This window comes from Pseudoalteromonas sp. SWYJZ98 (assembly GCF_015864495.1).
Taxonomy (GTDB): domain Bacteria; phylum Pseudomonadota; class Gammaproteobacteria; order Enterobacterales; family Alteromonadaceae; genus Pseudoalteromonas; species Pseudoalteromonas distincta.
In genome coordinates this window covers 130,075-150,138 of record NZ_JADYXA010000005.1, presented here as the reverse complement: position 1 = coordinate 150,138, position 20,064 = coordinate 130,075, and the positions used below count along the sequence as shown (strand labels likewise).

At 39.6% G+C, this 20,064-nt stretch carries 22 protein-coding genes and 2 pseudogenes; 15 read left to right on the top strand and 9 right to left on the bottom strand.

Translation table 11 applies throughout. The features are described from left to right. Positions 1–56: 56 nt before the first annotated feature. Both I6F10_RS06090 and I6F10_RS06085 read right to left on the bottom strand, forming a co-directional pair. Positions 57–1,505, bottom strand: a complete 1,449-nt coding sequence (locus I6F10_RS06090) for a dihydrolipoyl dehydrogenase (RefSeq protein WP_197098614.1) — start codon at positions 1,503–1,505, stop codon at positions 57–59. A gap of 80 nt (positions 1,506–1,585) precedes the next feature. Further along, the gene (locus I6F10_RS06085; protein ID WP_197098613.1) at positions 1,586–2,314 is read right to left on the bottom strand and encodes a glutathione peroxidase; all 729 of its coding nucleotides are present in this window, start codon (positions 2,312–2,314) and stop codon (positions 1,586–1,588) included. A 112-nt stretch (positions 2,315–2,426) separates the two neighbouring features. Between I6F10_RS06085 and I6F10_RS06080 the strand changes: the two genes are divergently transcribed. Continuing rightward, complete coding sequence (locus I6F10_RS06080) at positions 2,427–3,326, top strand: LysR substrate-binding domain-containing protein (RefSeq protein WP_197098612.1); 900 nt, start codon at positions 2,427–2,429, stop codon at positions 3,324–3,326. On the opposite strand, the gene I6F10_RS06075 is transcribed toward I6F10_RS06080, so the two are convergent. Then, entirely contained in the window at positions 3,323–4,516 is a 1,194-nt protein-coding gene (locus I6F10_RS06075) for a flagellar assembly protein FlgT (RefSeq protein ID WP_197098611.1), read from the bottom strand. The two genes, I6F10_RS06080 and I6F10_RS06075, sit on opposite strands and share 4 nt — an antisense overlap. A 140-nt stretch (positions 4,517–4,656) precedes the next feature. Between I6F10_RS06075 and I6F10_RS06070 the strand changes: the two genes are divergently transcribed. The 5 genes and pseudogenes from I6F10_RS06070 to I6F10_RS20150 form a co-directional block, all read left to right on the top strand. Continuing rightward, positions 4,657–5,115 carry an LPP20 family lipoprotein gene (locus I6F10_RS06070; RefSeq protein WP_008168853.1) on the top strand — a complete coding sequence of 153 codons (459 nt, stop codon included), beginning with the start codon at positions 4,657–4,659 and terminating at the stop codon, positions 5,113–5,115. Between the two features lie 142 nt (positions 5,116–5,257). After that, complete coding sequence (locus I6F10_RS20165; protein WP_231619894.1) at positions 5,258–5,551, top strand: hypothetical protein; 294 nt, start codon at positions 5,258–5,260, stop codon at positions 5,549–5,551. Positions 5,552–5,566: 15 nt separating this feature from the next. Further along, positions 5,567–5,965, top strand: a pseudogene (locus I6F10_RS20160) (transglutaminase-like cysteine peptidase); the annotation flags it as partial. Continuing rightward, entirely contained in the window at positions 5,965–7,104 is a 1,140-nt protein-coding gene (locus tag I6F10_RS20155; RefSeq protein WP_231619893.1) for a LapD/MoxY N-terminal periplasmic domain-containing protein, read from the top strand. The pseudogene I6F10_RS20160 and the gene I6F10_RS20155, both read left to right, overlap by 1 nt. A 300-nt stretch (positions 7,105–7,404) precedes the next feature. Further along, positions 7,405–7,920 (top strand): annotated as a pseudogene (locus I6F10_RS20150) (EAL domain-containing protein); the annotation flags it as partial. Between the two features lie 22 nt (positions 7,921–7,942). Here the strand turns inward: I6F10_RS20150 and I6F10_RS06055 are convergent. The 6 genes from I6F10_RS06055 to flgA all read right to left on the bottom strand — a co-directional run bounded on the left by I6F10_RS06055 (position 7,943) and on the right by flgA (position 12,635). Further along, complete coding sequence (locus tag I6F10_RS06055) at positions 7,943–8,530, bottom strand: response regulator transcription factor (RefSeq protein ID WP_197098610.1); 588 nt, start codon at positions 8,528–8,530, stop codon at positions 7,943–7,945. A 23-nt stretch (positions 8,531–8,553) separates the two neighbouring features. After that, the gene (locus I6F10_RS06050) at positions 8,554–9,753 is read right to left on the bottom strand and encodes an HlyD family type I secretion periplasmic adaptor subunit (protein WP_331461820.1); all 1,200 of its coding nucleotides are present in this window, start codon (positions 9,751–9,753) and stop codon (positions 8,554–8,556) included. Between the two features lie 35 nt (positions 9,754–9,788). Next, a protein-coding gene (locus I6F10_RS06045) for an IS3 family transposase (protein ID WP_442960858.1) occupies positions 9,789–11,005 on the bottom strand; the annotation gives its coding sequence in 2 pieces (ribosomal slippage) (positions 9,789–10,672 and positions 10,672–11,005; 1,218 coding nt in all). Between the two features lie 101 nt (positions 11,006–11,106). Beyond that, on the bottom strand, positions 11,107–11,538 hold the full coding sequence (flgN, locus tag I6F10_RS06040; protein ID WP_182672290.1) for a flagellar protein FlgN: 432 nt from the start codon (positions 11,536–11,538) through the stop codon (positions 11,107–11,109). Next, positions 11,531–11,851: a flagellar biosynthesis anti-sigma factor FlgM gene (flgM, locus tag I6F10_RS06035; RefSeq protein WP_002959436.1), complete on the bottom strand. Its 321-nt coding sequence runs from the start codon at positions 11,849–11,851 to the stop codon at positions 11,531–11,533. The genes flgN and flgM overlap by 8 nt, the downstream gene beginning before the upstream one ends. 76 nt (positions 11,852–11,927) lie before the next feature. After that, complete coding sequence (gene flgA / locus I6F10_RS06030) at positions 11,928–12,635, bottom strand: flagellar basal body P-ring formation chaperone FlgA (RefSeq protein ID WP_007581857.1); 708 nt, start codon at positions 12,633–12,635, stop codon at positions 11,928–11,930. Between the two features lie 140 nt (positions 12,636–12,775). Between flgA and I6F10_RS06025 the strand changes: the two genes are divergently transcribed. From I6F10_RS06025 to flgH, 9 genes are all read left to right on the top strand, one after another. Continuing rightward, positions 12,776–13,708 carry a chemotaxis protein CheV gene (locus I6F10_RS06025; RefSeq protein ID WP_002959434.1) on the top strand — a complete coding sequence of 311 codons (933 nt, stop codon included), beginning with the start codon at positions 12,776–12,778 and terminating at the stop codon, positions 13,706–13,708. Between the two features lie 20 nt (positions 13,709–13,728). Beyond that, positions 13,729–14,559 (top strand): CheR family methyltransferase, encoded by an 831-nt coding sequence (locus tag I6F10_RS06020; protein WP_039484688.1) that lies wholly within the window; start codon positions 13,729–13,731, stop codon positions 14,557–14,559. A gap of 145 nt (positions 14,560–14,704) precedes the next feature. Next, entirely contained in the window at positions 14,705–15,112 is a 408-nt protein-coding gene (gene flgB / locus I6F10_RS06015; RefSeq protein WP_002959431.1) for a flagellar basal body rod protein FlgB, read from the top strand. A gap of 5 nt (positions 15,113–15,117) precedes the next feature. After that, complete coding sequence (flgC, locus tag I6F10_RS06010; RefSeq protein WP_002959429.1) at positions 15,118–15,549, top strand: flagellar basal body rod protein FlgC; 432 nt, start codon at positions 15,118–15,120, stop codon at positions 15,547–15,549. Between the two features lie 13 nt (positions 15,550–15,562). Next, positions 15,563–16,243 (top strand): flagellar hook assembly protein FlgD, encoded by a 681-nt coding sequence (locus I6F10_RS06005; protein ID WP_197098608.1) that lies wholly within the window; start codon positions 15,563–15,565, stop codon positions 16,241–16,243. Positions 16,244–16,301: 58 nt separating this feature from the next. Next, the gene (gene flgE / locus I6F10_RS06000) at positions 16,302–17,645 is read left to right on the top strand and encodes a flagellar hook protein FlgE (protein ID WP_165742728.1); all 1,344 of its coding nucleotides are present in this window, start codon (positions 16,302–16,304) and stop codon (positions 17,643–17,645) included. A 157-nt stretch (positions 17,646–17,802) separates the two neighbouring features. Further along, positions 17,803–18,546 carry a flagellar basal body rod protein FlgF gene (locus tag I6F10_RS05995; RefSeq protein ID WP_149591735.1) on the top strand — a complete coding sequence of 248 codons (744 nt, stop codon included), beginning with the start codon at positions 17,803–17,805 and terminating at the stop codon, positions 18,544–18,546. 21 nt (positions 18,547–18,567) lie between these two features. Next, positions 18,568–19,356, top strand: coding sequence for a flagellar basal-body rod protein FlgG (flgG, locus tag I6F10_RS05990; RefSeq protein WP_002959420.1), 789 nt, complete (start codon positions 18,568–18,570; stop codon positions 19,354–19,356). A gap of 16 nt (positions 19,357–19,372) precedes the next feature. Then, the gene (gene flgH / locus I6F10_RS05985) at positions 19,373–20,056 is read left to right on the top strand and encodes a flagellar basal body L-ring protein FlgH (protein ID WP_010553251.1); all 684 of its coding nucleotides are present in this window, start codon (positions 19,373–19,375) and stop codon (positions 20,054–20,056) included. Positions 20,057–20,064 lie beyond the last annotated feature (8 nt).

The window sequence follows — 20,064 nt, the reverse complement described above, 5'->3', positions numbered from 1 at the left end:
AGCCAAAACGTTAGTTTTGGCTTTTACTTAGCAAGTTTGTATGTGTAGTAAATAGGTTATGCGCCTGGGCCACATTCCATACATGAATTTACAATGTCTGGGCCAAATTTAAGTTTGGCGTTTAAGTCGCGAAGGGCGGTACGTAACCCTTCTTCAATGACTGGGTGGTAAAATGGCATATCAAGCATTTCAGGTACGGTCATTTTGTTTTGTACAGCCCATGCTAGTAAGTGAGCAATGTGTTCGGCTTGTGGGCCAATAAATTCTGCACCTAAAAATAAGCCTGTACCTTGCTCTGCATATACACGCATATGACCTTTGTTTTTAAGCATTACTCGGCTACGGCCTTGGTTTTCAAAGCTGACTTCGCCGACTTCAAAACAACCGCATGGGCCTAATCGGTCAGTAATTTGCTTGTAGCTTTCGCCTACCATTGCTATTTGCGGGTCGCTAAATACAGCTGCAATTTTTGCTCTGCGCAGACCTATACGTACATCTGGGAAGCGCCCTGCATTTTGACCTGCAATAGCACCTTGGTCAGATGCTTCGTGTAGCAGTGGTAGCATGTTACTCGCATCGCCTGCTATAAATATGTTTGACTCACCACACTGCATTGTGTGAGTGTCTGCGTGCGGTACGCCGCGTTCATCAAGTTCAATGCCTGTGTTTTCAAGGCCTAGTTTATCTACGTTAGGTACTCGGCCTGTGGCTGCAAGTACGTAGTCAAACTGTTCGGTGTGTTTTTCACCTTGTTTGTCGGTGTAAGTTAGCTGTGCTTTGTCGCCAACTTGCATCATGTCAGATACGTTTGAGTCGGTATCTACAAAAAATTCTTCAGCAAAAACAGTATTTGCGTAGTCTTTTACGACTGGATCTGTAAGTGGGCCAATTGCGTCGCCTACACCAAATAGTTTTACATTTACGCCTAGTCGGCTAAGTGCTTGGCCAATTTCAAGACCTATCACACCAGGGCCAAATACAGCGACTGATTCTGGTAGGTCATCCCAATCAAATACGTCGTCGTTTATAATAAGTTTGTCGCCAAAGTTATTAAATACGCCAGGATATGAAGGGCGTGAACCTGTGGCAATTACAAAGCGTTTTGCTGTAATAATTGTATGGTCGTCTATTTGTACGCGGTTTGTGTCTAAAAATTTAGCGTAACCACGAATTTTATCAACATCAGGTAGCTCATCTACGGCTTCTACTACGAATCCTGCAAAGCGATCTCGTTCACTTTTAACACGCGCCATTACTGCTTTGCCATCAATTACAGGTTTTGAGCTGTGTACACCAAATGCAGGTGCCATTTCAATTGAGTGAGCTGCCTCAGCTGCGGCAATTAATAATTTGCTTGGCATACAACCAACACGTGCACATGTTGTGCCGTATGGGCCTGACTCGATCATTAATACGTTTTGTGTGAACTGTTTAGCGTTACGGTATGCACTTAAACCTGCAGTGCCAGCACCTATAACAACAACATCGGTTTGCAATTCTTTCATAGTATTTTCCTCTAATAAATAGGGGCATAAAAGCCCCTATTTTTTACCTACTAACGTTAGGTATTTAATTTACTTATTAATTAAGCAAAGTATTTTTCTAAGTCGTCTGAACCACCGATGTGTTTACCACCAATGAATATTTGTGGAACAGTGTCACGACCAGATACAGCTTTAAGACTTGTAAGTGATGCGCCTGCACCCATAACAATCTCTTCATATGCGAAGCCTTTCTCTGCAAGAAGCTCTTTCGCTTTTTTACAGAAAGGACAGCCAGGTTTAGTAAAGATGCTTACTGGTTCTGGTTTAGCTTGCTTAGGGTTGATGTAATCAAGCATTGTGTCTGCGTCAGATACTTCAAACGGGTCACCTGGTAAATCTGGCTCGATGAACATTTTGTCAATCACGCCATCTTTAACCAGCATAGAGTATCTCCAGCTGCGCTTACCAAAGCCTAGGTCGCTCTTGTCTACTAACATGCCCATGCCGTCAGTAAATTCGCCGTTGCCGTCTGGTAATAAAGTAATGTTTTGCGCTTCTTGATGCTCAGCCCATGCGTTCATTACAAAGGTATCGTTTACTGATAAACATACAATTTCGTCAACGCCGTTTTGCTTTAGTACGCCTGCTAATTCGTTGTAACGTGGTAAGTGAGTTGATGAACATGTTGGTGTGAATGCACCTGGTAGTGAAAACACTACAACCGTTTTACCTTTAAAAATGTCATCTGTTGTTACTGATTTCCAATCGTTATTTTGACGAGTTGCAAATGTAACACTTGGGATTGTTTGACCTTCGATATTGTTTAACATAATTTTTGTTCCTCTTGATTTGTTGATAGCCATTATGGTGAATAATTAAATATAGTTCCAATCGTTTGTTTGTATTAAACTGATAGTTATAAACTATCACGTAGAGCTGAATATGAACTTAAAAGATTTTGAATATGTAAAAGCAATAGCGCAATATAAACACTTTCGCAAAGCTGCCGATGCATGTTTTGTAAGCCAGCCTACATTAAGTGGCCAAGTAAAAAAACTCGAAAATGAGCTTGGCGTTACTTTATTTGATCGCTCAACCAAGCAAGTTACCTTAACAGCAAAAGGTGAACGTTTGTTGACACAAATAGAGATTATTTTAGAACATACGCAAATACTCAAAGAACTTGCTGCTACTTCTAACGAGCCTCTACAAGGTAAATTAACTATTGGTATTATTCCTACCATTGCGCCTTACTTGTTGCCTGCGTTATTAACATCGATGAAAGCGGCATTTATTGATAGCCAGTTTTCGTTTATTGAGATGCAAACAGCAACAATTTTAGAAGCTTTAAACAAGGGGGAACTCGACTTTGCTATTTTAGCCGATGTGCCAGAGCTTATTAATTACCATACGGTTGCTTTATACAAAGAAGACTTTTTAGTGGCGGTATCACACGATAACGCGCTGTCTAAGCATAAAAAAGTAGCGCTGAGCGATCTTCAAGGATGCAGCCTATTAATGTTAAGTGATGGCCATTGCTTTAAAGATCAAGCCCAAAAGTTTTGTTTTTCTGCAGGAGTCGATGTATCTAACCAGTATAAAGGTAATAGTTTAGAAACATTATTAGCGTTAGTGGCTATGGATGACGGTATTACATTTGTACCAAAGTTGGCATGTACCGACCGTGTAGGGATTGATTACTTGCCTATATTCCCTAATCAGCAGCGTAATGTGGTGTTTGCATGCAGAAAGCATTATCCGCATTTATCTGGTGTAGAACAATTGGGCGAGTGGTTATCGGCTCACCCTAATTTAAAAGCTAAATTGAGTAAAAAACTCTAAAGATCTTGGCTGATTATTTCTACAACATCGTTAATTTGCACGCCAGGTAGTGGTTTGTAATCAATACTGACAGCTACTGCGGTTTGCTGATAAAGCTGCTCAACGCGAATTTTATTAAGCGTGGTAATGGTGTGTGGCATAACATTACCTGCCGCGTCGGTTAAATAGTTATGGTGCGCAATGCTTAGCATTTGGCCTTTTTTTAACCCATGAGCTTTACCTAAGTTAATAACGATTTTGCTATTTTCCATATGCATTATTTTACCTTGAGTAGGTAAACACGCCATGGCTGCTTGAATGTCATAACTTACTGATTGGTTGATATCGGTTATGCTTTGCCCATAAGGTGATTGCCAAAACCTATCACTATTAACATCAACTATGGTTGTTTTTTCAAATGGCCAAATTGCTTGAGTATGGTAACTATTTTGCCAAAGTTGCTCATAGGTAGTGCCATCAAACAGTGCAAACTCAATGTTGTAACTGCGCTCATACGCCTCGTCTTGCCAAAATGCATAATCGTTATTGAGTTTGTCGCTAGTCGAAAGGCTGGTTATTCGGCTAAGCAGAACATATTGAGCGTTACTGCGCGAAGATATTTCTTCTAATTGGGCATTTGAATAGTCGTGCTGCTGCGAAAAGTATTTATCAACGCTTATTGCATTATTATAGTAAGCAATAGGCACTGCGCTCATTTTTGATTTTTGCAGGGAAGTAAAAATATTTTTGCTAATCGCTTTGCTTACGTCAAATATTTGACCCATTTTGGCATGTTCACGATGAACAAGTTGGCTTTGTGTAACGGCCACAAACTTATTAAAACTATTTTGTGGGCATTGCTCTGTTTGAGAAAAAATATCGAGCCGTAATGTAACGGCAAATTTATTGTCGTATTTATTTTCGCTGACCAGTTCAATTTTTTGAATTTCGCCGTGGCTGCTAATTTTTAGCTGATCTTGCATTAACACGCCATCTACCAAGGTTTGCACAGAGCTAACCCGTGCGCCAGAGAACACTAACGCCTGTGTAATCGCATCTTTTATAGCGGCAGATTTGGCAGCGCTCGTATCACCATTTTGGACGTTCGCGTGACCCGTTGATTCATACCACTGCGCTTTAGTAAAAGGGGAGAACGTTAATAATGCCGTTGCACTTAATCCTGCAAATGCCAATGATAAAAACGACTTCATACTTTTACTCCAATTAAACGTTAGCTATTAACTAGGTAGAGCAAGGACTGTACCAATGTTATTTGGTAATTATTAGTAATGCTATAAATGGCATTAAACGTGCATATGTACTGCTAATTACTATACAAGGGCTAAATGCTATGCGAGCAATTTCATTACTTATTACACTTGGGTGTTTAACCTTAGGTGGTTGTAGCAGCGTTTTTGATAAGCATGTTGAATATAAATATGTAGAGCCAAATAATTACCCCGTTTTAAAAGCGATAGGGTATGCACCTATTAGCTTGCAAAAAGGCGCTAACGCGTCGCAAAAGCAACTTATGGCCATTAAGGCTTCTAAGCTTGAAGCTTACCGCGAGCTTACTGAGCAAGTATATGGGCAAAAAATTACCGCAGGAACAACGGTGGAAGGTTCAATTGCTCAAGACGATTACTTAGAAAGTAAAGTGCAGGGGCTTATTAAAGGTGCACAAATAATTAAAACTTACGCGGTAGATGACACTTACGTGACCGAGCTTGAGCTTAATATGAAGCGTGTGCACGATTTATACATAGGTGAAGTAAAACCTCGTGAAGTTAAAAAAGTAACGTACTACTAGAAACGTTTATTAAAAAAGTTATTCAAAATATCTCATCCTCCTATATTGAGTGCTATGCTGTTGTTAGGATTAATTTTAAGCAGATTGTGTAGTGCTCAACAGATGTATTTTATTGCCACTTATATTAACAGTGGCTCTGTAAATGGCGATTAAGCCAAGTCATTTAAATCCTCAATTATTTATATGGTGCAAAGCTAATTTGCGCTACCTATTGCTGTTTTTTGTACTCTCCAGTGGTGTGCTTGCAAGCCGACTAACTATTCAATTTAATACCTTTATAGAGCTCATGGGTCAAAAATACGGGCCTGCGCGAGCGGCAGTTGCTCGCAACTGGCAAAGCATGTTGGTGCAAACTCAAAACAAGCCAGAGCAACAACAAATTCTTATTGTTAATGATTTTTTTGCGCGTAATTTACGCTACCAAACTGATATTTAGCTTTGGAAACAAAACGATTATTGGGCAACCCCTTTAGAAACATTAGGCAGGGGCCTCGGTGATTGCGAAGATTACGCAATAGCAAAATATATCAGCTTAAGAGCGTTAGGTGTGAGCGACGACAAGTTACGCCTTATTTATGTAAAAGCAAAAATTGCGGGCACTAACAAAACGCAAGCACATATGGTGTTAGGTTACTTTGCTACACCAAACGCTCAGCCACTTATTTTAGACAGTTTAATAACAAAGGTTTTACCTGCTGCAAAACGTGTAGATTTAAGCCCTGTTTTTAGCTTTAACAGCCAAGGTTTATGGGCTAATAATTCAACCAAAAGTGTAGCCAGCCCAACAGCAAGACTTTCACGCTGGCGTAAAATTTTGGAGCAGACAACCAAAGAAGGAGTTATGTGGTAATGGCATCATTTTCCTTATCTAAGTATCTTAAAAAACGAAAAATAACACTCAGGCAAGAGCTGTGGATTGCATTATTAATTGTTATTTTTGTAGGCTTTATAAGTAGTGTTTTAATTAGCACTAATTCGGCTAAAAGTTATTTTTCGACCCAGCTGTACTTAAAAAATGTAGATAATGCCAGTTCACTCGCGTTAATGATCAGCCAATTAGATAAAGACCCCGTTGAGCTTGAATTATTAGTATCGGCCACATTTGATACCGGTCACTATAAGCGAATAGAACTACAAAACCCTAATGGTGAGGTGATTGTTAAACGCACGTTTACCGATGAACTTAAAGCGACGGCTCCGCAGTGGTTTAGAGCAATGTATGGATTAAATGTACAGCCAGGGGTTGGGCAAGTAAATGATGGTTGGCAGCAGTTTGGTACTTTGTTTATAGAAAGTCATAGTCAATATGCTGAGCAAGCCTTATGGGAAAGTGCGCTTAAACTATTTTTTAGTTTTTTAATTGTCGCTTTTTTTGCTTGTATAGTTAGTGCTTACTTTTTAAGTAGGATATTAAAACCACTAGATGATGTTGTGTATCAGGCTAATGCATTTGGTGAAAAACGTTTTATTAAATCGAGCGTTCCGCGCACATTTGAGTTTGCACGTTTAGTGCAATCAATGAACCAATTATCTACCAGTTTTAGCCGTATTATTAAAGAAGATAATAAACGTTTAGAAGAGCTTAGATTTAAATCGCAACACGATGAGCTAACTGGTTTAGCAAATAGAGAATACTTTGGTGCAACACTTGAGGCTCACTTACAGAAATCAAAAGATCATGCCCATGGTGCCTTGTTTTTATTTAGGGTTGTTAACCTCGATCGCGTAAGTGAGGAAGTGGGACGAGTAGAAATGGTTAACTTTCTACGTCGATTTTCACAGATGTTGGTTAGCTTCTTAGAGAACAACCAAGAACACTTTTCTGAAAATTACATTGCACGTATTTCTCACAGCGATTTTACAGTTTTATTTAGTGATATTGATGATATTCAAGCAATCAGTGAACGTATTTTATTGATGCATCAATCGTTTGTTGAAGAGTATAAAAACGTTAAGCTAGCGATACCCCACAGCTGTACTTATATTTAAAAAGACGACACGCGATTTGATGCATTAAAGCGTGCGGATGAACTTTTAAAATCATCGGGTAAACGATCTGATGTACAAGCAAAAGTAGCTCAAATCAAGCAGGAAAGTGAGCTGTTTGATAATGCAACTAGCTGGAAAAATGCCATAGAAGAGTCACTCAACAATAATAATTTAGAAATAAATACTTACCCAGTAACGAGCTTTACAGGGCAGGTAATGCAAAATCAATTAGGGTTGAGCCTAAAGCTTGGTGGGCAAGTATACCGTGCTAGTTACTACTACCAGTAGGCTAACCGATTAAAGTTATTAGCGCGTTTAGATTGGGGTTTAATTAAGGCGTTGGTGGCTCATTATAGTATTGAGCCACCAAGTGAACTGATTTCGGTTGAATTATCTGCCCAAACGTTACTTGATGATGCTGCGCTTGCTTCAATCCTTACCTATCTGTCGGCATTTCCTGATTTAGCTTCTAAAATCTGCTTTGATATACGAGAGAGTATTGCTGTTAGCGAAATTAAAATATTTAAAGGTTTTTGTGAGCAGGCTCGATGTATGGGCGCTAAGGTGGCGTTAAAACGTGTAGGCCCTGAGTTTACTAAAATTGAAAAAATTCAGGAGTTTGGGCTTGAAATGATTAAGGTTGATAGCGTTTATGGGCACAATATTAGTTATAGCCAAGATAACCAAACATTCTTGCGAGGGGTGTGTACGTTAGCTCACTCTATTGGCATTAAAGTGGTGGCTCAAGGTGTAACAAGCCAAGATGATATAGATACACTTATTAACTTAGGTTTTGATGGGGTTATTAAAGAGTAAGTAATAGGCATTAACGGTGCGGTTAATGCCCTTTTACAACTAACATTAATTGAATACGGTCGCGAACTTTTAGCTTATTAAATATAGAGCTCATATGCTCTTTAATTGTGCGTTCTGTAATATTTAAAGATTCTGCAGCTTGCTTATTAGTTGCACCTGTTACAACAATATCAACTACTTGACGTTCTCGCTTTGTGAGTACATCAAGCTCGCATGTGCTCGCATATTTAAACGGTGTATTTGATAAAGCACCTACTAAGTTAGATAGTAATTGCCCTGGTAACCATATTCCGCCAGTATAAATTGCCTCAAGTACTTGTTCAATAATTACTTTAGTAGCGAGTGCTTCTACATACCCCCTAGCGCCTGCTTCAAGCGCACTTCTTAGTTGATTTATGTCTAGTTCGTTGGTCATAACTATAACCAGTAAACGTTGCTGAGAATACTTTTTAACAAGCTCAAGCCAATTAGGTGTGCCGACCAAAAACCAAATAATACTTGATGCCGTGACTCTGTGTGGTTCTTTTGTGCATATCAAACAACCAGGAAACGCTGTATGCCAGTGTTTCGACTCAAATTCAGGCTGTGTAATAAAAATACTTTGGCGCATTATATCTCCGTTTATAAAATGTTTTAACGCTCTGTCATTGCTTGCGATGTAGCTCTAAGAACCGGTTTTAAAATATACTCAAGTACGGTTTTTTTACCGGTAATAATATCCACTTGAGTGGTCATTCCTGGAATAATAGTCAGCTCTTTTGAAAAATTATTTTTGGTGGTTTTTAGCTGCACCAAATAAAAGGTATTCTCGCGGTCATCTGTAATTGTATCGGCACTTATATGTAATACTTCGGCTTCAAGGCCACCATATACGGCAAAGTCGTAGGCACTAAATTTTATCATTGCAGATTGCCCAGGGCGTAAAAATGCAATGTCTTTAGGCGGGATTTTTGCCTCTACTACAAGTTGATCGTCAAGCGGGACAATTTCCATAACATCACTACCTGGCTGTAAAATACCGCCAACAGTATTAACTAATAATCGTTGTACAGTGCCTTTAACAGGAGAGCGTATTTCAGTTTGAGTTACTTTATCGGCTAAGCCAGATTCAGTTTCTTTAATTGAATCTAGTCGCAGTAGCGCTTCGGAGAGTTCATTGTTCCAGCGGTTAATCATAACGAGCTCAACTTCGGTTACCTTATTTTTAGCTTCGTTAATGGCCGAAAGACTCCTATTTATAACTGCTTTGGTTCTGTTTATCTCGCCGTTTAAATCAACTATTTGACGCTCTAAACGAATAATATCTATATCCGAAATAGCACCGGTGCGTAACAATGGGCGGGTCACTTTAAGCTCCCTGTTTGTTAAGCGTAGCGCGCTGGTATGTTGCTGAAGTGCCGCTTTTGCTTCAATATAATCTTGGTGTCGCTGCTCTAGTTGGCGTTTGTGTATACTTACCTGTTGCTTCAACTCTTGGCTGTTACTCAAATAAAGAGAGCGTTCGTGTTGAACCACCTGAGGTGCATTTTTTATAACATCTTCTTTAAATACGAGCTCCTTTTTTTGAGTGAGCGCTCTGAGCCTCGCAACTTTTGCACTTAACGATTCAACCTTGGATTGATTTTCTCTAAAGCTAGAAATAAAGCGGGTAGGGTCTATTTTAATGAGTACATCCCCCTCGTTTACTATTTGGCCTTCTCGGACATTTATTTTTTCGACCATACCGCCGTCATAAGATTGAATAAGCTGTAATTTATTAGAGGGAATAACACGGCCCTCGCCACGAGCAACTTCATCCAAATTAGCAAAGCCAGACCACACAATAAGGCATATAAACGTTTGTCCCGTCCTAAAATACGTTGACGGTTTTAAATGAAGGCCAGTAGCTTTTGCTCCTGGTCTTTTTTGTGCACTTGGTTTGGTGTTTTCATTCCTAAACTCAAATGCGGCCTCATTTCATTGTATATTAATATTGATTCTTCGACGAGTTCACGTAGCTCTTTTAGATTTTGGCATTTATAGAGTAAGAACTCCTGTTTCAATATGCCGTTAATACGCTCCGCCAGTGCATTCTGATAGCAGTCATAGCCATCGGTCATTGATGGAATAATGCCATTTTCATTAAGCTTTACTTGATATACCCGCGAGCAATACTGCAACCCTCTATCTGAATGATGAATCGTACTACATTGATACTGACGATTATTGATGGTCATATCTAATGCCTTAACCACATCTGTCGCCTTCATTTCATCACTGAGTTCATATCCCATAATTTTTCGACTATACGCATCAGTTACTAGCGATAGATAGTGAACACCTTGCGCTGATTGAACGTAGGTTATATCACTTACAAATACCTCTTCTGGCTTCGATGGCTGCCTATCTTTAAGTAAATTAGGATGCTTTTTCATCCAATGTTTACTAAACGTAGTTTTTGTATAACTACGCTTAGGCTTAACCAATAAATGTTCATTTTTCAGGTAACTAAAGAAAGCGTCTCGACCTAAACTTATGCCTTGCTCTATGAATTTGGGTTTAAGTAGAAAGTATAATTTTCTTCCGCCTAAACGCGGCATAAAGCGTCGTATTTCCAATACCATCGCTTTAACGGGTGCGAGTTCAATCGCACGCAATTTAGCTCTACTCTCTCGTTGATATATCGCTTGTCTCGTTATACCAAGCAGCTTGCAAGCACGTTCTAAGCTAACTATTTTTTGCTTTTGAAGGCTTCTTGCTCCTTGGCAATATACTTTTTTCGAAGGCTTGTCCCATGCTCAGCGTCAAGAATATTAACCACTTCATTGAGTAACAGGTTACGTAAATGCTCATTTTCAAGCTCTCGTTCGAGGCGTTTGATTTTTTGAGCGGGACTTTCTTTAGCTTTAGGTGATTGAGTCCAATCCATCTTACCGTGTTTTCTTAACCAAGTAAGCACGGTTGAACGACCTTGTATGCCATAAATTTTTTGGGCTTGTTTATAAGTCATATCGCCTTTTTCTACAGCGTCGACAACTTGTAATTTAAAGCCTAATGAATAATCTCGTTGTGTTCGTTTGAGCGGTGTATTATTTGACTTGGTCATAATAAATCCTAAATGTGTAAACACATTTCAGGACGAGACAAGGACATTAAAAAAGCCTTATTGATTTATCAATAAGGCTTTTTTAATGTAAAATTTTGGGCTTACGCTTTTAGATTACGAACCAGTTTACTCTCGGTATTTACAGATTTACCGGCTTGGTCGTAGGTCATTGACGTTGGTGCGCCAATTAATATCTCTTTTAATTGTTTAACACTAAGCTGCGCTTGACGGGCAGCATGAGCATTAACATTATTTTGTTTTTGGCATTGCGCAAGTTGCGTTTTAACTTGGCTTATTAGCTCAGATATTTCAGGATTTTGTGTATCGTTACTGGCAATTAGCTTACTTAGCTCTTTATCTAGAGTGCTTAGCTTAGTTAAAAAAGACATTTTTTGTTGGGCAATTTCTTTTAAACCAGCACCACGTCGTGAGGCAATAGCAGTAAGCTCATCGTTTAATAGCGTGTGTAAAGAGTCTAAACAACTTACTTGTTGGTTTAGCTTTACGCTAATTAAACTATTATGATCAGCCATACACGTTAAACTCAAAATCAGCTAAGTTTTTAGCAAGCTTTTCACTGTCCACTTGGTATTTACCTTCAGTTATTGCTTTTTTTAGCTCAGCAACTTTATCGCTGTCAAAGCCAGGCGATTGCTGTGCTTTATCCTGAAGCGTTTTTAATTGCTGCGCTTGCGGCGTTAAACTTACAGAATCACTTGCAGCTTTAGGCGAAGGGGCCTGAGCAGCTTGTGTATTTGCGTTATCTTTTTTTAAATCAACTTGTTGCTGCTTTGCATTTGTTAACGCATTAGCTTGTTGATTACTGCCATTAACTTGATTAACCATAATAATAAACCCGTATATTACCCAACTTATGCCATGTTATCGGCATATACGTAGGATACTTTAGTATAAATCTAAATTAAATATTCACTTGAACAGACTCTACACCATCTACTCGCGCATTTAAAACTTTACCTGATTTTTTGTTTTTTATTTGTATCTGTTCGCCCAAAGTACCGTCTTCTAAAGCAATACCAGTGGTTTTAATTCTAAGGCCTCTTAGGTTTGCGTAAATATTAACAGAGTCACCTTTACACACCATGCAAATTTGGTTTAGTAATACTGGCATACCACTTCTAATATTTCGTTTACTTCTACTACCTATTAGCATTGTGGGATCATCTAAGTACTGTATTCGTACAAAGTGAGTTGGTTTCATTTCAATACTTAAATGCGATTTAGTTATTACTTCACCGCGGGTTAAATTAGCAGTGGCAACAACAACTGGAGCCATTTCAACAACTCTTACATGAACGTATTGAGCCCACGTTTGCGCATCATTGCACTTGGCTTGTAAGGTTACTTGGCGGTTAAATGGTGGCTCATCGGATGTTGATAATTCAAGCTCTGTATTACAGACACGATCAGGAATGCGACTGTCTAAAGGCAGAGCACTTAATTGAGTATTAGTATTTTGTAATGTACCAATTTGCTTAGCTATGTAAGCAACGGCCATGTCTTGTAATAAATCTTTACTAAACACTTTAGCTTGCAAAGGGAATACAAAGCACAAGCTAGTAACAAAATAAAAAACACTGTATCTTCTGATTTTTTTTAACAAACTCATAATGTTTCGACTATGCTTATGGTTTCAAACAGGGTATAAATATTTTGCGTCAAAAAGTAGACGCACCCGCGATGTTATGTAGCTTTATAAATAGAAAGCAATTATCGTTCCGTATTATTTGTTTTCTTTAGGAGATTTGAATGGCAGGCATTTTAGACTCAGTAAACCAACGCACACAGTTGGTTGGGCAGAACCGCCTAGAATTACTTTTATTTAAGCTCAGAGGGCGTCAGCGTTTTGGTATTAATGTATTTAAAGTGAGAGAAGTGCTGCAATGCCCTCCACTAACAAGCATGCCAAAATCTAATCCGTATATTCGTGGTGTTGCACATATTCGTGGTCAAACCATTTCGGTTATTGATTTATCAATGGCTGTAGGTGGGCGCCCAATCGACAACATTAAAGACAGCTTTATAATCATTGCTGAATACAATCGCTCTGTGCAAGGGTTTTTAGTGGGCGGAGTTGAACGTATTGTAAATATGAATTGGGAAAAAATAATGCCACCGCCATCAGGCGCCGGACGTTATTCATATTTAACAGCAGTGACCGAAATCGAAAATGAATTAGTCGAGATTCTCGATGTAGAAAAAATTCTCAACGAAATTTGTCCAGTAAACACAGAAGTAAGTGCTGAAGTTGCACAAAGTGGCGATATTCAAAGAGATTTAGGCGAACGTATCGTATTTATTGCAGATGACTCTGCTGTTGCCCGTAATCAAGTTAAACGAGCCTTAGAGCCGCTAGGTGTTCAAACAGAGCTTGCTAAAAATGGTAAGGAAGCTTTAATTAGGCTTAAAGAAATAGCAGAGCTTGATTGTAAAAATGATATTACAGAGCGAGTAGCATTACTTATCTCAGACGTTGAAATGCCAGAAATGGACGGCTATACCTTAACAGCTGAAATAAAAGCAGATCCCAAACTTGCACCTTTGCATGTTATTTTGCATACCTCTTTGAGTGGTGTTTTTAACCAAGCGATGATTGAAAAAGTAGGGGCAGATGACTTTATTGCTAAATTTAATCCAGATGAATTAGCAACAGCGGTTAAAAAGTGGGTTCATTGTGATTAACAAAAATAGGTGCTACTAACTTGAATAATAAAGATTTGCAGCAAAGTGAATACGACCAGTTTCGTTCGTTTTTAGAGCAGCAATGCGGCATTGTTTTAGGTGAAAATAAACAGTATTTAGTTAAAAGCCGACTTGCTCCGTTAATGACTCGATTTAATGTGGGATCTTTATCGGAATTGGTTAGTAAAACTCTCGGGCCTCACGAGCGGCAATTAAGAGCCGCTGTTGTTGATGCAATGACCACCAACGAAACTTTGTGGTTTAGAGATCAATACCCATTTGAGTTGCTCCAAAACAAGCTTTTCCCTGAATTTAAAGATTTAAGAAGACCTTTAAAAATTTGGTCTGCTGCCAGTTCGTCAGGCCAAGAACCTTATTCAATAGCTATGTCGGTTGCTGAATTTAGTGCTAAGCAACCAGGTGTGCTTCGTATGGGGGCACAAATTATTGGTACCGACATATCTAATACCATGCTTGATATGTGTAAAAATGCAGAGTATGACGCGCTGGCACTCGCCAGAGGGTTATCTGCAGAGCGTCGTAAAAAGTTTTTTAAAGACAGCGGCAACGGTATGGCACAAGTAAACGATACAATAAAAAAGCAAGTTAGTTTTAGGCATTTAAATCTGCTTGATTCTTACGCGTTAATGGGCAAGTTTGATATTATTTTTTGCCGAAATGTACTAATTTATTTTGCGCCTGAAATAAAAGCTAAAATTATTAACCAGTTTGCACAAGCGTTAAATCCAAACGGTTACCTATTTTTAGGCGCGTCAGAGTCCCTAACTGGCCTAAGTACTGAGTTTGATATGGTTAGGTGCAACCCTGGTATTATTTACCAAAAGAAGTGATTAAACTAACTCCCTTCCCTAAAACGACGCACCTAGCGTCGTTTTTCTATTTAGATACATAGTCTTATAAAAATATAGCATGCCCTAATATTAATGGCTTATTTTTTGCTTTATTAATGGGTAAGTCAATTTTTTGGAGAAGGTTATGGCTATCAGTTTTGATAAAGCATTAGGTGTGCATCCGCAAGCCATGTTGATCCGTTCACAGCGAGCAGAATTAATTGCAACTAATATAGCTAACGCTGATACGCCTGGCTATAAAGCAAAAGATATTGATTTTGCCTCTGCTTTAAAAGCGGCAAGGTCAACCCAGCAAAGCGGCAATACTATGGTAAGAACTAATGATAAACACATTGGTGGAGGTACTCATAGTATGGGCAGTTCAGAATCATTTCGTTTGCCAAATCAATCAGATACTGGTGATGGTAACTCGGTTGATATACAAGTGGAACGAAACTTGTATACACAGAATGCTATGGAGTATCAGGCCAGCTTGCAGTTCTTAAGCGGCAAATTTAAAGGCCTAAATAAAGCTCTCGGTAGTCAAGGATAAAAATTATGAGTTTATATAATGTTTTCGATATTGCAGGTTCGGGTATGAGCGCACAAAACGTTCGCTTAAATACGACAGCTAGTAATATTTCTAATGCTAATACCATTAGTTCATCTCAAGACAAAACGTACCGAGCGCGCCAACCTGTATTTGCGGCTGAGCTAACAAAGGCTTCAGCATCAGTAAGTAACCAGCAGGGCTCCGCAGTTGGTGTTAAAGTTTTGGGCATTGTTGAAAGCGATGCACCATTACAAATTGAATATAACCCAAACCATCCAAGTGCGGATGAAAATGGCTATATCTATAAACCCAACGTTAATGTTGTAGAGGAGATGGCAAATATGATTTCTGCCTCTCGTTCTTACCAAACAAACGTGCAAGTTGCTGATGCAGCTAAGCAAATGCTAAGTAAAACACTGTTGCTAGGGCAGCGGTAACCGAGGGTAGGTTATGAGTAACGATATTAGTACATCTTCATCCTATTTAGACTCTTTGCGTTGGCAAGAATCGCAAGTAGCGACCAGCGACAATGAGAGTGATGCGTTAACACAAGAAGACTTTTTCTCTTTGTTAACTCAGCAATTATCGTATCAAGATCCCAGTAACCCTGCGGATAACGATCAAATGATTGCGCAAATGACTAGCTTTACGATGGCGCAAGGTATCAGTGATTTGAATTCAAATTTTGATACGTTGGCTACTTCGATGACATCAAACTCAGCCCTGCAAGCTTCAACGCTTGTTGGCAAGCAGGCTTTACTAGAGTCAAATACTGTTGATTTAAATGAATTAGGTGATGCTAAAGGGTCTATCGTTGCTGAAAGTGCAGTTGAAAGCTTAACACTTAGTGTAACTGATGCTTCAGGACAGCTAGTGAGAACAATTGATATGGGTTCTCAGCCTGCGGGCGCTGTTCGCTTCGCTTGGGATGGTAATAATGAAAGCGGTGAGCGTTTACCTGAAGGGGAATACACGTTATCGGCACAAGGTAGCACCAATGGCCAGTTTTCTAGCTTGCCTATTGCAACTTTCAAAAATATTGAAAGTGTAAACATTAACGGTTCAAGCGGCATCATTGTGAACACCAAAGAAGGTGCGGTTAGGTTAACCGACATTGCAGAAATCGCGTAACAAATTTAATATTTCTTGCCTGCCAGCAGGCCACAGATTAACAGGTTAGAGGTGAATTATGAGCTTCAATATTGCATTAACCGGCCTAGCTGCCGCACAAAAAGATTTAGACGTAACTGCAAATAATATTGCAAACGTAAATACAACAGGTTTTAAAGAGTCGCGCGCTGAGTTTGCCGATGTTTACGCTTCATCAGTATTTAGCTCTGGTAAGACTAAAAATGGTGATGGTGTTCAAACCGCTATGGTTGCACAGCAGTTTCATCAAGGCTCACTGCAATTTACAAATAACTCACTTGATTTGGCTATCACTGGTGAAGGTTATTTCGCGATGAGTGAAGACTTAGGTTCTCAAGATTTTTCTTACACTCGTGCAGGTGCATTCAAATTAAATGAAGATAATTTTGTAGTAGATGCCAAAGGTAATTTTTTACAAGGTTTCCCTGTTGATGAAGCTACAGGTGCCACTACATCAGTAAGTTTGAGTACTTCATCACCATTACAGATACCGGATTCGTCTGGTTCTCCTCGCGCAACAAGTAAAGTGTACTCATCATTCAACTTAGATTCACGAGAAACTCAACCTACAGTAACACCTTTTGATTCAAGTACGAGTGCCTCTTATAATAGTTCTACATCAACTACAGTTTATGACTCATTAGGTGAGCCACATGTTTTACAGCTTTTCTTTGTAAAGCAAGACCCAACGACAACACCAAATCAATGGCAAGTTTATGGAACTTTAGACGGGAAAAATTTTGGGACAGATGGAGTTGAAACAGTCGCAGGTTCACATACCCCTATAGATACTTTTGAATTTACATCAGCAGGTTTGCCTAATGTAACATTACCGGCTACAACTTTTGATGATATAGACTTATCTTCTGATGCGACTACAGGTTTGACTTCTCTTTTGACTAATGGTGCAAGTTTTCCTGATGATGTGTCAGTCAGTTGGCGTGATGAAGCGGGAACCAGTAATAAAGTTCCCACTCAGTATGCAGGTAACTTTGAAGTAAAAGCGCTTGAGCAAGACGGCGCTACTGTTGGCCGTTTAGCCGGTATTGATATTGGTACTGATGGTAAAGTAGTTGCATCTTACAGTAATGGTGACTCAACTTTTTTAGGTCAAGTCGCTATGGTTCGTTTTTCTAACTCACAAGGCTTACAGCAAGTCGGTGATACCGCTTGGAAAAAAAGTTTAACATCGGGTGATCCAATTGCAGGCGAACCAGGATCAGGTACTTTAGGATCGATCAATTCATCAGCGCTTGAGCAATCAAATACTAACCTTACAAACGAGCTTGTAGACTTAATTACTGCACAGCGTAATTACCAAGCAAACTCACGTGCGCTTGAAGTTAACTCAACTATTCAGCAAAGTATTTTGCAGATTCGATAAGCTAAACCCCATTAAATATATTAGGCTGCATTTTTGCAGCCTTTTTTATAAGTCCTCTTTGTAAGCCCTTCTAAATACCTCTCAATGTTGCGTCAAATTTAATCTGGCATCTATTTTGCATTTATAAGTTCAGAGATTTTTTATGTGAGTCGATACTATGGACAAAATGGTCTACATTGCGGCCTCTGGCGCTAAGCAAAGCCTGCAGGGGCTTGCGCTTAAAGCCAATAATTTGGCGAATGCAAATACAACAGGTTTTAAAGCCGACTTTGCACAGGCGCGTTCTATGCAAGCGTTTGGCGAAGGTTTGCCTACACGTGTATTTGCAATGCAGGAGCGTCCGGGTTCAAACATGGTATCGGGTGGCATTGTTCAAACCGGGCGAGACTTAGATATCGCAATGAGCGATAACGCGTGGCTTGCCGTGCAAGATGCCTCAGGCAACGAAGCTTATACCAAAGTAGGTACGCTCAATATTACTGCGCAAGGCATGTTAGTAACGAGCGGTGGTCGTCAAGTAATTGGCGAAGGGGGACCTGTTATTTTACCCGTCCCAGTCGAAAAAATAGGGTTTAGCCAAGATGGCGCTATTCAAGTTCGACCACAAGGCGCTCCCGCTAACTTTTTAGAAGAAATAGACACGCTTAGAGTGGTAGAAGCAAATAGCTCACAGCTCGAAAAAGGTAACGATGGTTTATTTAGACCAAAAGCAAATGTAACAGTAGATACCTCTGCCAATGTAAAAGTTTTAAGTGGTTCGCTTGAAATGTCTAACGTAAATCCCGTTCACGAAATGGTCGACATGATAAGCCACCAGCGCCAATTTGAATTACAAGTGAAATTAATGAAAACAGCTGAAGAAATTGACGAGCGTCAAGATCAGTTATTACGCATAGTTTAATTTTAAAATGAGGACACGATTATGAATCCAGCATTGTGGATCAGTAAAACGGGGCTAGACGCTCAACAAACCGATATATCGGTTATCTCAAATAATTTAGCGAATGCGAGTACCGTAGGTTACAAAAAAAGCCGCGCTATATTTGAAGACTTACTTTATCAAAATATTAATCAACCGGGTGGTCGTTCATCGCAAGATACCGAAATGCCGTCGGGCTTAATGTTAGGTGCGGGTGCTAAAGTTGTAGCTAACCAAAAAGAGTTCACGCAAGGCAACATGTTGACCACCGAAAACTCACTAGATTGGATGATTTCTGGCGAAGGTTTTTTTGAAGTACTGCAACCAGATGGCAATATTGCTTACTCGCGCAATGGTCAGTTTACTACTGATGGCGATGGACGAATTGTAACATCGGGCGCAGGTTATGTGATTCAGCCAGAAATGAATGTACCAGATGACGCGCAATCAATTACGGTTTCGCAAGACGGCGAAGTATCTGTGCGTGTTGCAGGCCAAGCCGATAACGTTGTAATTGGTCAGCTGACTATTAGTGACTTTATTAATCCATCGGGTCTTGAGCCAATTGGTCAAAATCTTTATACCGAAACTGCTGTAAGTGGTGCGCCTGTACAAGGTAATCCTGGTGTTGAAGGGTTAGGTAGTATTATTCAAGGCTCACTCGAAACATCTAACGTAAATGTGACTGAAGAGCTCGTAAACCTAATAGAAACTCAGCGTATTTACGAAATGAACTCAAAAGTAATTTCGGCCGTTGACGAAATGATGAGTTATATCAATCAACAGCTTTAATAGAATAGGGGGAATTATGCGTAATATTATTTTATTTACAGCGGGCACATTATTTTTAAGTGGCTGTATGTCTACGCAAAATAGTGAGGTAGTGCAGGACGACCCTTACTACGCACCTATGTACCCCGAACCTATTTTAGAGCCGTTGGTAGCCACAGGTTCACTGTTTAATACTCATACATCAAACGACTTATATTCTGATAAAAAAGCGCTACGTACTGGCGATATAATTACGGTTAAACTGCAAGAGTCTACTCAAGCAACAAAGGCCGCTAAAACAGAAACAGACAAAGAAACTGACGCAAGCTTAGACCCCGTTATTGGATTAGGCGGTCTACCTGTAAATATAGGTGGCGATAGCATTCAGTTTGGTATTGGTAGTGATTCGTCGTTTACGGGTGATTCAAAATCAAACCAGTCAAACAGCTTAGTAGGCGATATTTCGGTAAATGTAATGCGTGTTTTACCTAACGGTAATTTAGTTATACGCGGCGAAAAATGGCTAACGCTTAATACCGGCGAAGAGTTTATTCGTTTAGAAGGGCTAGTACGCCCTCAAGACGTAAGCGCCGATAATACAGTAGAATCAAACCGTATTGCTAATGCACGTATTCAATACTCAGGTAAAGGGCAAACGCAAGAAGCGCAAAGTCCTGGTTGGCTTACACGTTTCTTTAGCAGTTCGCTGTTTCCATTTTAGAGGGTAAC

Coding starts and splice junctions, on each gene's coding strand:
- I6F10_RS06070 (WP_008168853.1), top strand. CDS start 4,657: ATGCGAGCAATTTCATTACTTATTACACTTGGGTGTTTAACCTTAGGT.
- I6F10_RS06085 (WP_197098613.1), bottom strand. CDS start 2,314: ATGTTAAACAATATCGAAGGTCAAACAATCCCAAGTGTTACATTTGCA.
- I6F10_RS20165 (WP_231619894.1), top strand. CDS start 5,258: ATGGCGATTAAGCCAAGTCATTTAAATCCTCAATTATTTATATGGTGC.
- I6F10_RS06080 (WP_197098612.1), top strand. CDS start 2,427: ATGAACTTAAAAGATTTTGAATATGTAAAAGCAATAGCGCAATATAAA.
- I6F10_RS20155 (WP_231619893.1), top strand. CDS start 5,965: ATGGCATCATTTTCCTTATCTAAGTATCTTAAAAAACGAAAAATAACA.
- I6F10_RS06005 (WP_197098608.1), top strand. CDS start 15,563: ATGAGTAACGATATTAGTACATCTTCATCCTATTTAGACTCTTTGCGT.
- flgE (WP_165742728.1), top strand. CDS start 16,302: ATGAGCTTCAATATTGCATTAACCGGCCTAGCTGCCGCACAAAAAGAT.
- flgM (WP_002959436.1), bottom strand. CDS start 11,851: ATGGTTAATCAAGTTAATGGCAGTAATCAACAAGCTAATGCGTTAACA.
- I6F10_RS05995 (WP_149591735.1), top strand. CDS start 17,803: ATGGACAAAATGGTCTACATTGCGGCCTCTGGCGCTAAGCAAAGCCTG.
- I6F10_RS06025 (WP_002959434.1), top strand. CDS start 12,776: ATGGCAGGCATTTTAGACTCAGTAAACCAACGCACACAGTTGGTTGGG.
- flgG (WP_002959420.1), top strand. CDS start 18,568: ATGAATCCAGCATTGTGGATCAGTAAAACGGGGCTAGACGCTCAACAA.
- I6F10_RS06075 (WP_197098611.1), bottom strand. CDS start 4,516: ATGAAGTCGTTTTTATCATTGGCATTTGCAGGATTAAGTGCAACGGCA.
- flgN (WP_182672290.1), bottom strand. CDS start 11,538: ATGGCTGATCATAATAGTTTAATTAGCGTAAAGCTAAACCAACAAGTA.
- I6F10_RS06055 (WP_197098610.1), bottom strand. CDS start 8,530: ATGCGCCAAAGTATTTTTATTACACAGCCTGAATTTGAGTCGAAACAC.
- flgA (WP_007581857.1), bottom strand. CDS start 12,635: ATGAGTTTGTTAAAAAAAATCAGAAGATACAGTGTTTTTTATTTTGTT.
- flgB (WP_002959431.1), top strand. CDS start 14,705: ATGGCTATCAGTTTTGATAAAGCATTAGGTGTGCATCCGCAAGCCATG.
- flgC (WP_002959429.1), top strand. CDS start 15,118: ATGAGTTTATATAATGTTTTCGATATTGCAGGTTCGGGTATGAGCGCA.
- I6F10_RS06090 (WP_197098614.1), bottom strand. CDS start 1,505: ATGAAAGAATTGCAAACCGATGTTGTTGTTATAGGTGCTGGCACTGCA.
- flgH (WP_010553251.1), top strand. CDS start 19,373: ATGCGTAATATTATTTTATTTACAGCGGGCACATTATTTTTAAGTGGC.